Source organism: Sphingopyxis sp. (assembly GCF_035686825.1).
Taxonomy (GTDB): Bacteria; Pseudomonadota; Alphaproteobacteria; order Sphingomonadales; family Sphingomonadaceae; genus Sphingopyxis.
In genome coordinates this window covers 484,463-497,101 of sequence record NZ_DASRYZ010000007.1, presented here as the reverse complement: position 1 = coordinate 497,101, position 12,639 = coordinate 484,463, and the positions used below count along the sequence as shown (strand labels likewise).

The 12,639-nt window shown below is 62.5% G+C and carries 22 protein-coding genes; 15 read left to right on the top strand and 7 right to left on the bottom strand.

The features are described from left to right. The first annotated feature begins 157 nt into the window (after window positions 1-157). The 4 genes from VFG17_RS20235 to VFG17_RS20220 all read left to right on the top strand — a co-directional run bounded on the left by VFG17_RS20235 (window position 158) and on the right by VFG17_RS20220 (window position 2,173). A complete protein-coding gene (locus VFG17_RS20235) occupies window positions 158-1,135 on the top strand; it encodes a helix-turn-helix transcriptional regulator (RefSeq protein WP_325031168.1) in 978 nt (325 codons plus the stop codon). Between the two features lie 45 nt (window positions 1,136-1,180). Then, window positions 1,181-1,648 (top strand): hypothetical protein, encoded by a 468-nt coding sequence (locus VFG17_RS20230; protein WP_325031167.1) that lies wholly within the window; start codon window positions 1,181-1,183, stop codon window positions 1,646-1,648. Then, window positions 1,641-1,889 carry a hypothetical protein gene (locus tag VFG17_RS20225; protein ID WP_325031166.1) on the top strand — a complete coding sequence of 83 codons (249 nt, stop codon included), beginning with the start codon at window positions 1,641-1,643 and terminating at the stop codon, window positions 1,887-1,889. The genes VFG17_RS20230 and VFG17_RS20225 overlap by 8 nt, the downstream gene beginning before the upstream one ends. Before the next feature lie 80 nt (window positions 1,890-1,969). Beyond that, window positions 1,970-2,173 carry a hypothetical protein gene (locus VFG17_RS20220; RefSeq protein WP_325031165.1) on the top strand — a complete coding sequence of 68 codons (204 nt, stop codon included), beginning with the start codon at window positions 1,970-1,972 and terminating at the stop codon, window positions 2,171-2,173. Here the strand turns inward: VFG17_RS20220 and VFG17_RS20215 are convergent. Next, entirely contained in the window at window positions 2,170-2,700 is a 531-nt protein-coding gene (locus VFG17_RS20215) for a MarR family winged helix-turn-helix transcriptional regulator (RefSeq protein WP_325031164.1), read from the bottom strand. The genes VFG17_RS20220 and VFG17_RS20215 overlap by 4 nt on opposite strands. A gap of 570 nt (window positions 2,701-3,270) precedes the next feature. On the opposite strand from VFG17_RS20215, the gene VFG17_RS20210 reads away from it, so the two are divergent. After that, window positions 3,271-3,456 carry a YdcH family protein gene (locus tag VFG17_RS20210; protein ID WP_325031163.1) on the top strand — a complete coding sequence of 62 codons (186 nt, stop codon included), beginning with the start codon at window positions 3,271-3,273 and terminating at the stop codon, window positions 3,454-3,456. 226 nt (window positions 3,457-3,682) lie between these two features. After that, a complete protein-coding gene (locus VFG17_RS20205) occupies window positions 3,683-4,162 on the top strand; it encodes an Hsp20 family protein (protein ID WP_325031162.1) in 480 nt (159 codons plus the stop codon). Between the two features lie 93 nt (window positions 4,163-4,255). Here VFG17_RS20205 and VFG17_RS20200 read toward each other — a convergent pair whose 3' ends face one another. Then, window positions 4,256-4,525 (bottom strand): usg protein, encoded by a 270-nt coding sequence (locus VFG17_RS20200; protein WP_325031161.1) that lies wholly within the window; start codon window positions 4,523-4,525, stop codon window positions 4,256-4,258. Beyond that, the gene (locus tag VFG17_RS20195) at window positions 4,522-4,749 is read right to left on the bottom strand and encodes a hypothetical protein (RefSeq protein ID WP_325031160.1); all 228 of its coding nucleotides are present in this window, start codon (window positions 4,747-4,749) and stop codon (window positions 4,522-4,524) included. Before VFG17_RS20195 ends, VFG17_RS20200 begins: the two co-directional genes overlap by 4 nt. Before the next feature lie 262 nt (window positions 4,750-5,011). On the opposite strand from VFG17_RS20195, the gene groES reads away from it, so the two are divergent. The 3 genes from groES to VFG17_RS20180 all read left to right on the top strand — a co-directional run bounded on the left by groES (window position 5,012) and on the right by VFG17_RS20180 (window position 8,387). Then, on the top strand, window positions 5,012-5,326 hold the full coding sequence (gene groES / locus VFG17_RS20190; protein WP_325031159.1) for a co-chaperone GroES: 315 nt from the start codon (window positions 5,012-5,014) through the stop codon (window positions 5,324-5,326). Window positions 5,327-5,373: 47 nt separating this feature from the next. Beyond that, complete coding sequence (groL, locus tag VFG17_RS20185) at window positions 5,374-6,993, top strand: chaperonin GroEL (protein WP_325031158.1); 1,620 nt, start codon at window positions 5,374-5,376, stop codon at window positions 6,991-6,993. Window positions 6,994-7,523: 530 nt separating this feature from the next. Beyond that, entirely contained in the window at window positions 7,524-8,387 is an 864-nt protein-coding gene (locus tag VFG17_RS20180) for a Crp/Fnr family transcriptional regulator (RefSeq protein ID WP_325031157.1), read from the top strand. A gap of 8 nt (window positions 8,388-8,395) precedes the next feature. Here the strand turns inward: VFG17_RS20180 and VFG17_RS20175 are convergent, their stop codons facing one another. Next, window positions 8,396-8,632, bottom strand: coding sequence for a DUF6894 family protein (locus VFG17_RS20175; RefSeq protein WP_325031156.1), 237 nt, complete (start codon window positions 8,630-8,632; stop codon window positions 8,396-8,398). Between the two features lie 515 nt (window positions 8,633-9,147). Here VFG17_RS20175 and VFG17_RS20170 point away from each other — a divergent pair. From VFG17_RS20170 to VFG17_RS20145, 6 genes are all read left to right on the top strand, one after another. Then, window positions 9,148-9,354, top strand: coding sequence for a cold-shock protein (locus VFG17_RS20170; protein WP_079640318.1), 207 nt, complete (start codon window positions 9,148-9,150; stop codon window positions 9,352-9,354). A gap of 9 nt (window positions 9,355-9,363) precedes the next feature. Beyond that, window positions 9,364-9,618, top strand: a complete 255-nt coding sequence (infA, locus tag VFG17_RS20165; protein ID WP_192648894.1) for a translation initiation factor IF-1 — start codon at window positions 9,364-9,366, stop codon at window positions 9,616-9,618. A gap of 22 nt (window positions 9,619-9,640) precedes the next feature. Further along, a complete protein-coding gene (locus tag VFG17_RS20160; protein ID WP_325031155.1) occupies window positions 9,641-9,784 on the top strand; it encodes a hypothetical protein in 144 nt (47 codons plus the stop codon). A 16-nt stretch (window positions 9,785-9,800) separates the two neighbouring features. After that, window positions 9,801-10,013 (top strand): hypothetical protein, encoded by a 213-nt coding sequence (locus VFG17_RS20155; RefSeq protein WP_325031154.1) that lies wholly within the window; start codon window positions 9,801-9,803, stop codon window positions 10,011-10,013. 45 nt (window positions 10,014-10,058) lie between these two features. Beyond that, a complete protein-coding gene (locus VFG17_RS20150; RefSeq protein WP_325031153.1) occupies window positions 10,059-10,346 on the top strand; it encodes a hypothetical protein in 288 nt (95 codons plus the stop codon). A gap of 68 nt (window positions 10,347-10,414) precedes the next feature. Beyond that, window positions 10,415-10,609 carry a hypothetical protein gene (locus VFG17_RS20145; protein ID WP_325031152.1) on the top strand — a complete coding sequence of 65 codons (195 nt, stop codon included), beginning with the start codon at window positions 10,415-10,417 and terminating at the stop codon, window positions 10,607-10,609. A gap of 429 nt (window positions 10,610-11,038) precedes the next feature. Here the strand turns inward: VFG17_RS20145 and VFG17_RS20140 are convergent, their stop codons facing one another. The 3 genes from VFG17_RS20140 to VFG17_RS20130 form a co-directional block, all read right to left on the bottom strand. Beyond that, window positions 11,039-11,308: a hypothetical protein gene (locus VFG17_RS20140; RefSeq protein WP_325031151.1), complete on the bottom strand. Its 270-nt coding sequence runs from the start codon at window positions 11,306-11,308 to the stop codon at window positions 11,039-11,041. Window positions 11,309-11,565: 257 nt separating this feature from the next. Beyond that, window positions 11,566-11,868: a hypothetical protein gene (locus VFG17_RS20135; protein WP_325031150.1), complete on the bottom strand. Its 303-nt coding sequence runs from the start codon at window positions 11,866-11,868 to the stop codon at window positions 11,566-11,568. Beyond that, the gene (locus tag VFG17_RS20130) at window positions 11,858-12,457 is read right to left on the bottom strand and encodes a hypothetical protein (protein ID WP_325031149.1); all 600 of its coding nucleotides are present in this window, start codon (window positions 12,455-12,457) and stop codon (window positions 11,858-11,860) included. Before VFG17_RS20130 ends, VFG17_RS20135 begins: the two co-directional genes overlap by 11 nt. Window positions 12,458-12,639 lie beyond the last annotated feature (182 nt).

Sequence of the window (12,639 nt, the reverse complement as noted above, 5' to 3'; positions counted from 1 at the left end):
GCGTTACGGAAACCTGAATCACCGAGACAAAACAGCCCGGTAAATTTAAGCTGCGGCAACGAGGAGAAAAAATGGTTTCGACCGCCTTAACTACCGCTTAAGTGACAGGAGGGACCAACGTATAGGAGCAGGAGACTGTGCGTGGGGGTCAGGCATAATGAATGAAGAACCGGGTATACCGGGCTCCGGAATAGACCGACTGAATGCCGGTGAACGCGCCTGTTTGCTCCTCGTCGCCGAAGGGCAATCCTCAAAACAAATCGCACGCCAACTCGACGTCAAACCCAATACCGTCGACGACCGGATTCGCTCGGCGTGCAGCAAATTGAAGGCGAATAATCGCGCCCATGCGGCCCAAATCTATGTGGCTGCAATTTCTCGCGCGAAAACAGGGGCTTTTGAGGACACCTCAATTTTGAGGCCTCAAAATTCGGGGATTCCGGACGCTTCCGATCCACGCGACAAGGGGTCGTCGGCGGGGGAAGGCAACGGCCCCGACGACTATGGCCGCGAACGACTTCACAGGCTGGTTTCCCTTCGGGATTCCGGGCGGGGGAAGATACGGCCCAAGCGAAACCATCCGTTCGCCACATTCTTTTGGGGTATCAACAAGCTTTCGGCAGGGCGCCGCATCCTGATCATTCTCGCCATCGCGCTCGGCTTTCTCGTGGCGGTGGGTACGATGGTCAACGGACTGGCCACCCTTTCCCGACTGCTCGATACGCCGAGGGGGACCGCTTCTGACGGAGGCGGTGAAGGGAGAATAAGCATGCTCAAGGAACGTCTTGCTGCCGCGAACAAGGTCGCGACCGATCTCGCCGAAGCCGAGGCCGCAGTCGATCTCGCGATCGCGAAACTCGGAGCCCTTGTGACCTCGCTGCCCGATGCCCAGACCGCCGCGAAGCTCTCGCCGGTGGTCGGCGACGCCGCCTACGGCCACATCCAGGGCGCGGTCGCTTCGCTGTTCACGGGACGCTCGAGCCTCGTCGCCTTCCATCACGAAATGGATCGGATCAAGGATCGTGTCGGCCTCAGGAACTTCCGCATCACCGCGACCGGCGATGCGGTCAAGATCCTCGAACCGCAGGGGCGCAACGACGACAACGCCGCCGCTTCCGAAGCGCGGGCGGCCTGACTTTCCCTCCCCGGGTCATGGAGCGATCCTAGAAGAAAGCCGTCCATGATCTGGGGATATATCTTCATCGCGCTGATAGCTGCCGCAACGGCCTATATCCTCTACGCGGGAGACCGGGAGGCACGTCTCGCGATCCTTACGCTGGTCGGCGGTTCGGTGCTCACGATCGTCGCGGTCTATAATTCGGGCCAATATTATGAGTCGGCAAACGCACTCGTAGGGCTCGTCGATTTTGCCATTCTCGGGGTATTTCTATGGTTATCGCTTGCCAGCCGCCGCTACTGGACGCTCTGCCTCCCGGCCTTGCAGGCAATCGTATGCATCACCCATGTCGCGAAGCTGATCGCGCCGGACATCATCCCGCGCGCCTATGTCGCCGCGCAGGGCCACTGGTCCTATTACCAGATTCTTCTGATCGTGACGGCGGCCCATATGCATAGCGTGCGCCGCAAGCTCCTTCGCGAATGGATCCGGAGCCGCACGCCTTCCGGTGATCGGACGCGGAATGTTTGACCCCGAACGGGAGAAGCCGTCGCCGGATTATCTTCTCCGGGCCATGGCGATCATGAAGAGCATGGACGCCGGCATCAGTCTCATTTCCGAGCTCTCCCGTGCGACGGCGCTGCCGGCGACGACGATCGTCCGGACTGCCGCCATCATGGCCGACGAGCGCCTCATCGAGGCAAGCTTGGTGGGCGACGACGTAAAATTGTCGATGGTCCGCCGCGGACCATCGCCCCGAAACGGGAACTAAATCCCGGTTCCCCCATCCCCCGTCATCTGTTAAGCGGCTGCGCCGCGTTCGCCAGACAAGCGAGGCAGCGAGGGGAACTCATGGCCGACAGCGAGCAGAACAAGATTGCGATCCGGGCGGTCAGGAGCCAGTTGAAGCTCGCACTCGCCGAGCTCGATCGCCTCAGGATCCGGATGGCCGCCAATGAGGTCAATGCCGCGATCGAGGTGCTGAACGACCGCCTCGGCGAAACGACCAGCCCCGAGGAAATCGAGACGCTGCAGCGCCGCCACTTCAGCGACTAGCCGCCAATGTCGTCGAAATAATCGTCCATTCTGGCGCGTGCATCGTCGCTGATCGCGATGAAGACCCTGCGGCGGTCGTAGGGATCATGCTCGCGCACGAAATGCCCGTCCTCCTCCATCGTCTTCATCCAGCGCAGCGCGGTCGTCGCGGGAACGGAGGCCGCGATGCAGAGGCTCGATATCGACACCTTCTGCCCCTCATAATGTGCGGCATAAAGGTCAAGGAGCATATCCCAGCCGGGATCAGCCAGCAAATGGGCGGAAAAGCGCTGTTCGCGCTTGCGGCGATCGCGGATGATCTCCCTGACCATCCGCGCCCTGGCGCGATCGAAGGAAAGTGGCGCCGCTGCGAGCCGGCTGCCGTATCGGTGCGATCCCACGGGAAGTCCCATGGTTTCGGACCTGCTGCCCGATTCCGCCATCAACTGAGTAACGAGGCGCGACAGACGTCCAACCTCGGCCTCGATCTGCTGAACCCTGTCCTGCGCGCCCGAGTCTTCCGGAACGCCGCCCACAATTGCATGCATGAGTCCACCCCCCGTGGCTGCAATGACGACTGCAATATGCCCCAGTTTGAATGTGGTTACTGCTTATTAATCATCCATTGCGGACCGCTATTGTTACCAGATTGGCAATAACCCGCAAGCAGCGGTTCGGGCCGACCCCAAATCCGCGAATAGAATGAAGGCTTTGTGCGTCTGCCTCGCGCTGCGTCCAATCAGCGGACATTACGCCGCCGGCGGTCGCGGTGGCACCGGAATGGAGATGTCTTCGCGCGCCGCACGCCCTGCGGCTCCCTCGAACCGCGACAGGGCTGCCCGGCAGCCACGCCGGACGCGCTCTCGGCCGCGTCCCGCAAAAAGGGCGAGGCGATCGCCCTCACCTGTCATTGTGAGAACAAAAGTGCGCGCCGGCGCGCAGGTTGATACGATGCGCATGCGGCAATGATCGCAAGATGGTCCAAGCGGCAGCGGAGGCCCCGTCGCGAACGGATCGTGTAGCCATAGGCATCCCATTGAAATCAATCGACTGCCTTTCCTATATCCGCGCCGCAGCCGAGCGGGCTGCAACATCCTCAACTTGGCATGGAGAAGAAGATGTCCAGAAAACATATCGATTACCTCCGGCGCGAGCATGCCCGCCTCGAAGCCGAGATCGATCGGGAAGCGCGCCAGCGCCGGCCCGACGAGGTCCTGATCGCGCGGCTCAAGAAGCTGAAGCTGGCGGTCAAAGGCCAGATCGCTGCCTGGAGTAGCGACAGCGGCGGGAGCCGCGTTGCCTGATCCATCGCGGAGCCGCTCACCGCGGCTCCGCACCTTGATCGCGGCAGGCGTTCCGGGCTCTGCGACGAGTTGCCGTCCGGTATCGGCGACGGGTCTTGAAACAGGGAAATGCCTTCCTAATTTTTCTGCGGATGCCGGGTTTCCCGGGTCCTGAGGACATAGAGAGCGCCGGCTCTATGTACCGGCGCATCTCATGCCCGAATTGCTCAATCAGGAGGATTTGGAAATGAGAACCGACTTTGACTTTACCCCCTATCGCCGCTCGACGGTGGGCTTCGATCATCTTTTCGACCTGCTCGAAAAAGGCCAGCGCGGCGAGACGTCCGACGGCTATCCCGCCTTCGACATCGTGCGCGAGGCCGACGACCGCTTCCGGATCACGCTCGCGGTCCCGGGGTTCAAGCCCGACGAGATCGAGATCGTCGCGCAGCAGAACCAGCTGACCGTCACGGGCAAGCCGGCCGAAGAGGATGCGAAGCGCACCTATCTCCACCGCGGCATTGCGCGCCGTGCCTTCGAACGGCGCTTCCAACTCGCCGACTATATCGAGGTCGGCGCGGCGAGCTTCGCCGATGGCCTGCTCGCGATCGAACTCAACCGCGTCATTCCCGAGGCGATGAAGCCGCGCAAGATCGCGATCGGCAGCAACGCTGCCGAACCGCGCCGAATCGGATCGTCGAAGGAAAAGGCGCCCGAGGACGCCTGACATGCTGCGGGGCCGCCGTTCAGCAGCGGCCCCGCTTCTTTGAAACATGAGAAGAAGCTGAAAATTGCCGGGCGACCAGCGCCCCTCCCCCGGTCAGTCGATCGCCCGGACGATATCGGCCGCACGCCATTCGGCGGGTCCGATCAGCGCGTCGTGCGCGATCCGCACCGAATGGAGCGCGGCTTCGATCTGACGCCGCCACATGGCCAGAAAATCGAACAGCACCGGAAAGTCCGGCGGGAGGTCATAATCCTGCCAGACGTACAGCTGGAGCAGCGAAGGATGATCGGGCCGGTAATAATGAATTTCGGCGGTCGTCAGCCCATAGCCGTCCAGCTGCGCGACGAGGGCGCGGTCGGTCATGGCGCGCGCGCCGCGCCGCCGTCGAGTGACCGAAGCGCCGCCAGCACCTCGTCGACCGGCACGGCGCGCCGTGCCCCGGGCGGTTTTCGAAGCGCAGGCTTGTTGCGGACCGACGCGCGGTCCGACGCCCAGAATGCGAGGAGGGCGCGCTTGACCTCGGGCTCGAGGCTCGGGTGGCGCGCCACGTCGAAGGGGTGAAGAAAACGGGAAAATGGCTCGGACATGATCGTGCCTCCTTCCTTTGTCGCCATTCCTTTCTCGTCGTGCGGCAAGGCGCCGCAGAGACAGATTTTGGAAACGAAGCGAGTCGAGTCAAGAGGGTGCACGCCCCTGATAAGGCGGATTTGTTTCTGATGATCGCGAGCGCCAAAAAATTTCTCGCCAAACCTCTTGAAGCGAAAAAATCCGCTTCCTAGTTCATCGGCGCCGCGCGTCCCGGACAGGCGCGCCGGTTTATCATATCGTTATGCAACATGGAGGTTATGCATGCATTTCCGTCCCTTGCACGACCATGTGGTCGTCCGCCGCATCGAAGCCGAGGAGAAGACCTCGGGCGGCATCATCATCCCCGACACCGCCAAGGAAAAGCCGCAGGAGGGCGAAGTCGTCGCCATCGGTCCGGGCATCCGCGCCGAGGACGGCACAGTCACCGCGCTCGACGTCAAGGCCGGCGACCGCATCCTGTTCGGCAAATGGTCGGGTACCGAGGTCCGCATCGACGGCGAGGAGCTGCTCATCATGAAGGAGAGCGACATCCTCGGCGTGATCGAGCAGGCCGAGGCGCTCAAAAAGGCGGCCTGACGCCGCATTCATCCAGCAACTGAAAGGACATCAAGAAGGAGGTACAAATGGCTGCCAAGGAAGTGAAATTTGCGTCGGACGCGCGTGATCGCATGCTGCGCGGCGTGGATACGCTTGCGAATGCAGTGAAGGTCACGCTGGGCCCCAAGGGCCGCAACGTCGTGATCGACAAGAGCTTCGGCGCACCGCGCATCACCAAGGACGGCGTTACCGTCGCCAAGGAAATCGAGCTCGCCGACAAGTTCGAGAATATGGGCGCGCAGATGCTGCGTGAGGTTGCCAGCAAGCAGAACGACAAGGCCGGCGACGGCACGACGACCGCGACCGTGCTCGCGCAGGCGATCGTGCGCGAAGGCTCTAAGGCGGTCGCCGCGGGCATGAACCCGATGGACGTCAAGCGCGGCATCGATCTCGCCGTGACCAAAGTCGTCGAGGACCTCAAGGCACATGCGAAGTCGGTCGAGGCAAACAGCGAGATCGCGCAGGTCGCGACCATCTCGGCGAATGGCGACGAAGAGGTTGGCCGCATCCTCGCCGAGGCGATGGAGACGGTCGGCAACCAGGGCGTGATCACCGTCGAGGAAGCCAAAAGCCTCGCGACCGAACTCGAAACGGTGGAGGGCATGCAGTTCGATCGCGGCTACTTGAGCCCCTATTTCATCACCAATGCCGAGAAGCTCAAGGTCGAACTCGACGACCCCTACATCCTCATCCACGAGAAGAAGCTGTCGAACCTGCAGGCTATGCTGCCGCTGCTCGAAAGCGTCGTGCAGTCGGGACGGCCGCTGCTGATCATCGCCGAGGATGTCGAGGGCGACGCGCTCGCGACGCTCGTCGTCAACCGTCTGCGTGGCGGGCTCAAGGTCGCGGCGGTCAAGGCGCCGGGCTTCGGCGATCGCCGCAAGGCGATGCTCGAGGATATCGCGGTGCTCACCGGCGGCAATGTCGTCAGCGAAGAGCTCGGCATCAAGCTCGAGAGCGTCACGATCAACATGCTCGGGCGCGCCAAAAAGGTCGTCATCGACAAGGATAATACGACGATCGTCGATGGCGTCGGCGCGAAGTCGGACATCGACGGCCGCGTCGCGCAGATCCGCCAGCAGATCGAGACTACGACGAGCGACTATGACCGTGAAAAGCTCCAAGAGCGGCTTGCCAAGCTCGCGGGCGGCGTCGCGGTGATCCGCGTCGGCGGCGCGACCGAGGTCGAGGTCAAGGAGAAGAAGGACCGCGTCGACGACGCGCTCCACGCGACCCGCGCGGCGGTCGAGGAAGGCATTCTTCCGGGTGGCGGCATCGCGCTGCTTCGCTCGCTGAAGGCGCTCGAGGGCCTCAAGGCCGCGAACGACGACCAGCAGTCGGGCATCGACATCGTTCGCCGGGCGCTGCGCGCGCCGGCGCGCCAGATCGCCGACAATGCCGGCGAAGATGGTGCGTGGATCGTCGGCAAGTTGCTCGAGAGCGGCGACTATAGCTGGGGCTTCAATGCCGCGACCGGCGAATATCAGGACCTCGTCAAGGCGGGCGTCATAGACCCCGCCAAGGTCGTGCGCACCGCGCTGCAGGACGCGGCGTCGGTCGCCTCGCTGCTGATCACGACCGAGGCACTCGTCGCCGAGTTGCCGAAGGATGAGAAGGCTGCGCCGATGCCGGCGATGGACTTCTGACACATGGAGGGCGGCGGGAAGCCCGCCGCCCTCACTCGTTCACGGACCGCCGAAGGAGAGGTTAAAAGGAGATCCGCTATGCCATTCTCTGGCCAGAGTGTTCGGAATTGCGCGTCGGAACTGAAACTGCGGCACGGGAAGGAGGCACAGTTTCTGGTCGAGCGGCAGGTTCGCTGGGCGCGCGATCGCGGTAATGAGCAAGAGATTGCTTTCTGGGACGCGGTTCTCAAGGATTTGGACCGAAAAAGCTTGCGCCATTGAGAAATATGGCCGGATGCAGGCGATCTGCTTTCGGGCCAATTGTCAGGGATGAACGGTCCCTGCCCCGTATCGGGGAGGGGTTTTCCGACGCGCAACGCTTCTGAATGAGCGGAAGAAATGGGTTGGATTTCGCTCGCCGCTCCGGTGCGCTGTTGAACCTTGTCGTGGCCATAGGCGTTCGGACAGGCGGAAATTTCTTCCGCCGCGGGTGGCCGGGCGGACTGCCAAGCCGACGAAATGCATATCGAGATACTCTGTGAGGAGCTGCGATGCCGTTTCATGAAATCCTCAACCGGGTGCTCCCCGCGAGCGAGCGAACCCGCTGGGAAACGAGCCTCGCCCGCAACGCCAAGGACTTTCCGAAGGGCTATGACCTCGTCCGTGAGGGCGACGCCCCGCGTTCGCTGCATGTCGTTCTTTCGGGATGGGTACAGAAACATCGGCAGCTTGCCGACGGGAGGCGTCAGATTCTGGCCTTTTTCCTGCCGGGTCAGATTTGCGACCTCGATCTTTTCACGGTGATGCGAACCACCAGCAGTCTCGCCGTCGCGAGCCGGGCGACCGTCGCCGAGATCGGCCGCGACGAGGCCTCGCACCTTCTCGCCGCCTGTCCGCACCTTCCCCAGGTCTTGAGCTGGAGCGAAATCGTCTCGTCGGCCATTCAGGCCGAATGGATGACGAGCATCGGTCAACGCAATGCGCTCGAGCGGGTGGCCCATCTGCTCTGCGAACTTTATGTACGGCAACATGCCGACAAGCGCGGCGGCGAATGCGACTTTCCGCTCACGCAGAGCCAGATGGCGGATGCCACCGGTCTAACGTCGGTGCACGTCAATCGCACGATACAGCATCTGCGCCGGCGAGCGGCCATCGAGATTGGCGAACGCCGTCTGCTCGTTCCCGACTTTTCCGCGCTCGCTGCCATCGGCTGCTTCGACCCGCATTATCTCCATCTTGGCGAAGCCGGGCTCGCTATTCAGCGAGCGGCCCTGCTCTTTCGATCCGAAAGCGTCAGCTCCGATCCATTTGGAAACCCGCGCGACATTGGCAGGTCGGCGTCGCTGAAAGACGAACAACGCGCCTCGCCGCCGCGGCATGAGCTATCCGGAATCGCGCGCCCCACCACAGGCTGAAGCGATCGTTACAGATCAAGGCCGACCGCTTCGCCGAACGTCACCGTGTCGATCAAGCGATGATCGGCGTCGGCGATCTCGATCCGGTGCCCGGTGACGAGCCTTCCCGCAACCGCGGTCTCGGCGGCGATTTCGCGCGCGGCCTTGTAGGCGAAGGCGATCGCGGCATGCGTATCGGCGAATTCCATGCCCTCGCTGTCGATCGTCGTGTCGTCGTCACGAATGTCGAAAAAATATCGCGGCATCGTGGCCGCCTCCAGCATGACGTCCGCCGCATGCGGACGGCTCGGGATGCGCATCACAAAAGCGAGACCGAAGCGTTCGCACCCGTGTACACGGCACCGTCGGCAATCAATTCGCGAACCCGTGACAAGTTGCATGCGATGGATCCCGATCGATATGGTGAAGCTTGACCCCATTCCCATGCCCGCGCCGGCATTGCCTGCAATCCGGCGACCCGATTGCCACCTTCCGGGGACCGCCTGGGCCGGCGCCGCAGGCGACCGGTCGCTATCGGGCGTTCGCCAACCCGGCAAATATGGTGGCGACAAATCGCTCGACAATCACCGGGCGCCCACGCCCTTGCGGAAAACCCGAGAAATTCTTGACTTTTTCAAGGTCTCGGCCCATATGTCGATTGCTAACGTCGCCTGCGACGGAATTTTGATACCCCTCTCGGGGCGATTCTTCCCTTCTCACGCTTCCAGCTCTGCCGGTGTTTTTGCCGGCGGGTACCCTGTTTTCGTGAAAGGAAACATCCATGCCGATCGGCAACGTCAAATTCTTCAACTCCGACAAGGGCTATGGCTTCATCGCGAACGCGGATGGTTCGGGCGACAGCTTCGTCCACATCTCCGCGGTCGAGCGCGCCGGAATGGCGACCCTCAATAAAGACCAGCGGGTCAGCTACGAGCTCGAGACCGGCCGCGACGGCAAGGTTTCGGCCGTGAACCTCGAAGCGGCCTGACGCTTTCAGATGGCCAAGGAAGAGGTCCTCACCTTCGAGGGCATGATCGACGAGATTCTGCCCGACGGGCGCTTTCGCGTCGAACTTGAAAATGGCCATCGGCTGATTGCCTACACGGCGGGCCGGATGCGGCGTTTCCGCATCCGGTCGGTCGTCGGCGACGCAGTGCGCGTCGAAATGACACCCTATGATCTGACCAAGGGCCGCATCGTCTATCGCGATCGCGGACCTGGCAGTCCCGGCGCCGCCAGCAAGCGGCGCTGACATTCAATTCAAGAAGACCAATATGTTTCAGAATAACAGTATCTTCCCGAGCCTCTCCGCTCTGCCGATCGCCGGAAAGCCGATGCAGACGCGCGCGCGAGCGCGCCGCTCGTCGACACTCTCGCGGCGCGAACTCAGGCGGCTCATCGCCGACATGATCGACTGATCGAAAGGATAGCAGCATGGCCGCAAACACAACGAGCGACCATTGTCGCGAGCAGGCCGAACGCTGCGAGGCCGACGCCGCCGCGTCCGACCTGACGGAAGTGCGCGATCGCAACCTTCGCTCGGCGGCCGCATGGCACGCCATGGCGTCGAGGCAGCAGAAGTCCGAAGAGGCGCGCGCCGAGAAGGACCGTTTAGCAGAGGCGGTGCGTCAGCGGTGTCTCGCATGAGCGACCTTCGGGTCATTTGAGATGGCGGGGTCGAGCGAGCCTGTCATGCCCGGCCCGCCGCAACCGCAGATCACGACATATGAACAGCGCGAGATCATTCGCGCCGCGCTCGAGACGCTGCATCCCCATATCTTTATAACGCGGCCCAACCCGCTGCGGGCCCTCACTCTCGCTGACCATATCGAGAAGATTCTTCTCGAAGCCATTGGCTGCACGGCACAGAACAACCTCAGCGCCGTTCCCTGGCTCCTCGCCGATATGGCGGCGGCGGCTGCCGGCAAGCTCGAAGAAGTCGTGCGGCGGCGGCTCGAGATGCCCGATCCGCGCCCTTGAGACAGGGAACGCCCCAGGCTTTCGTTCCTCAACAGCGGTTGAGGACTTGCTCCATTCAGGACTTTATCATGGATATGAACCAGCTCTTCCACCATCATCAGATCGCGCTGATGACCGCCAACCGTGCGCGGCAGGAGGGGCGGGCCCTCGCGGGCTTCAATCTGGCCCATCATTATGTGACGCGTATCAACCGCTTCCGCGAGAGCCGGGGGCTCCCGCCCGACTTTGCCGGTTATAGCGGACCCGCACCCGGCATCGGATGATGGGCGCCGCTTTGTTCCCTGTCGGCGCGTTCTTCCGGCTCATGGGCATAGGACCGGGCCTGGGCCGGGACAAATCCGAGAGCAAGCAGATGGGAGGAGGAGGCATGGATAAGATTGCGATGACCGATAGCAGGAAGGGGCCTGGCAAAGGAGGCTATGTGAAACCCGAGCCGGACCTACCGCCTCATCCCGATCCCGCGCGACGTCTTCCAGACACGACCGAGCACAAGAACGGCTACACTCCCAAACCCACTCTGCAATGATGCGGCGGGGTGTGACCGGCACGATGCCGTTTCAAACGGCGGAAGGATGATGGGCAGCCAAGACGGGCGTCCATGATCGGAAACGCGCAGCAGTCGATCGTCCGTTCCTGCCCTCGAACCCGGAATGAAAGAATGACGGCTTAGCCCGCTTCGCCCGGTAAAGACCTCAGACCCGCGGCAGCGATAGCAAGGCGATGGGCGGGAAGCCGCCGTCCGCGATGGTCAGATAACAGCGCCGTGACGTGCCGATCTCCCTCGCAATCACGTCCACTTCCTCATTCTGGAACCATATCCAGAAGCGGTGGGTTCCCGCACCGATCCAGTCGACGATCTGGTCGGTAAGAAACAGGCTGTCTCCCACTTTCACCGCAGCGATATGATGCGTCCGGCCGTTACCCGCCCCTTCGCGAACTGCGATGATTTCATAATCGGCCATGGGCGGATGAATCCAGCCTTCTCGTCGGAAAGCGCTAGTAGCGAATGGGTACGATGCGGATGCGATCGATAGCCCGGGGGGACGCACGCGACCTTGCGATCGCCACGGCCCGCAGCTCATCGAGAATGATCGGGTCATAACCGCTTTCGTCGGGCTGCATCGGAAGATCCGTTTCGACGACGAGAATGACCTTGCGCGCGAGGCCATCGAGCTCTCATTCGAACCAGCTTCGAACGATATGGTTCGCGAGCTCCCGGCTATCCGGCATGGGGTTCGCTTCTCGACAGGGCCCGCGAACGGATCTCCCGCTCGACGCTCGCATAACCCGCGTCGCTTTGGGTCGCGATGGCGATCGGCCGCCCGCCCAACGGGTCGTTTTGCGTGTTGAGGAAATCGACTGCCGGGTCCCGCCCACCGAGGAGCTGGAAGGCCAGGGCGCTTATGGCGCCCTGGCGCTGTGCGTCGTGTAGAGCGAGCGGCGGCACCTTGCGATGTCGCCGGAACGGGTTCGTACGCATATTCGCCGGCACGGCGCGGGTTTGCTTCGGATCAGGCGTCATTGGCTTGTTCCCTTGTCGGACCGGCGCCCCCGCGTTGGCGAGCGAGGGCGGCGCGTGCATCCTCGATGTTCGAATATCGAAACTGTCCGACCCGGAACTGCTCGACGTAAAGATGTTCGATGCCCTCTTCGGACCGCGACCGGAAAGCCACCGCGCCTTCCCGGTGCAGATCGGGCGGGACCGGCAGCTTTGCCGCAAGCGCGGCGAGTTTTTCCTCATCGAGGCCGAGCGCGCGGTAGATATCGCGGCCGATGATCCAGATATCCTCCTGGATATCCGCCAAGCGGCCGACGACGTCGTCGAGCGCGTAGGAAGCGCGCTCCTCCTCGGTCATGGCGAGCGCCTCGTTGACGAGCAGTTCGGCGATCAGCGTGTCGCCGACGAACATGGGATAATCCGTCGCAGCCGCCGAAATCGGAGGATCAGCCCTGGGTCCGCCGGACGCACCGTCTGTCAATGCCGCGAAGCAGTCAATTAGCCCTCTGCGCTCGCGATATTGATCGATGCGCTTCGCATAATAGCGTGGCAGATCGAAGTTGGGCAGCAGATGACCGTCGCGCCGCGCTTGGCTTACCGCCAACAGCGCCATCTGGTGATGATAAAGGAGTTGATTGAGATCCACGTACGCCTCCCTTTTGCGGGAGCGCGATCGTCTCTCAGGCGCCGACATGCAGAAACGAAGTCGGCGATGTATGGAAGATGGGGCTGACGGTGTGTGTTTTCAAGTGCGCCCGGACAAGGGTCTGGTCGTGGCCAAAGGCTGACTGCATT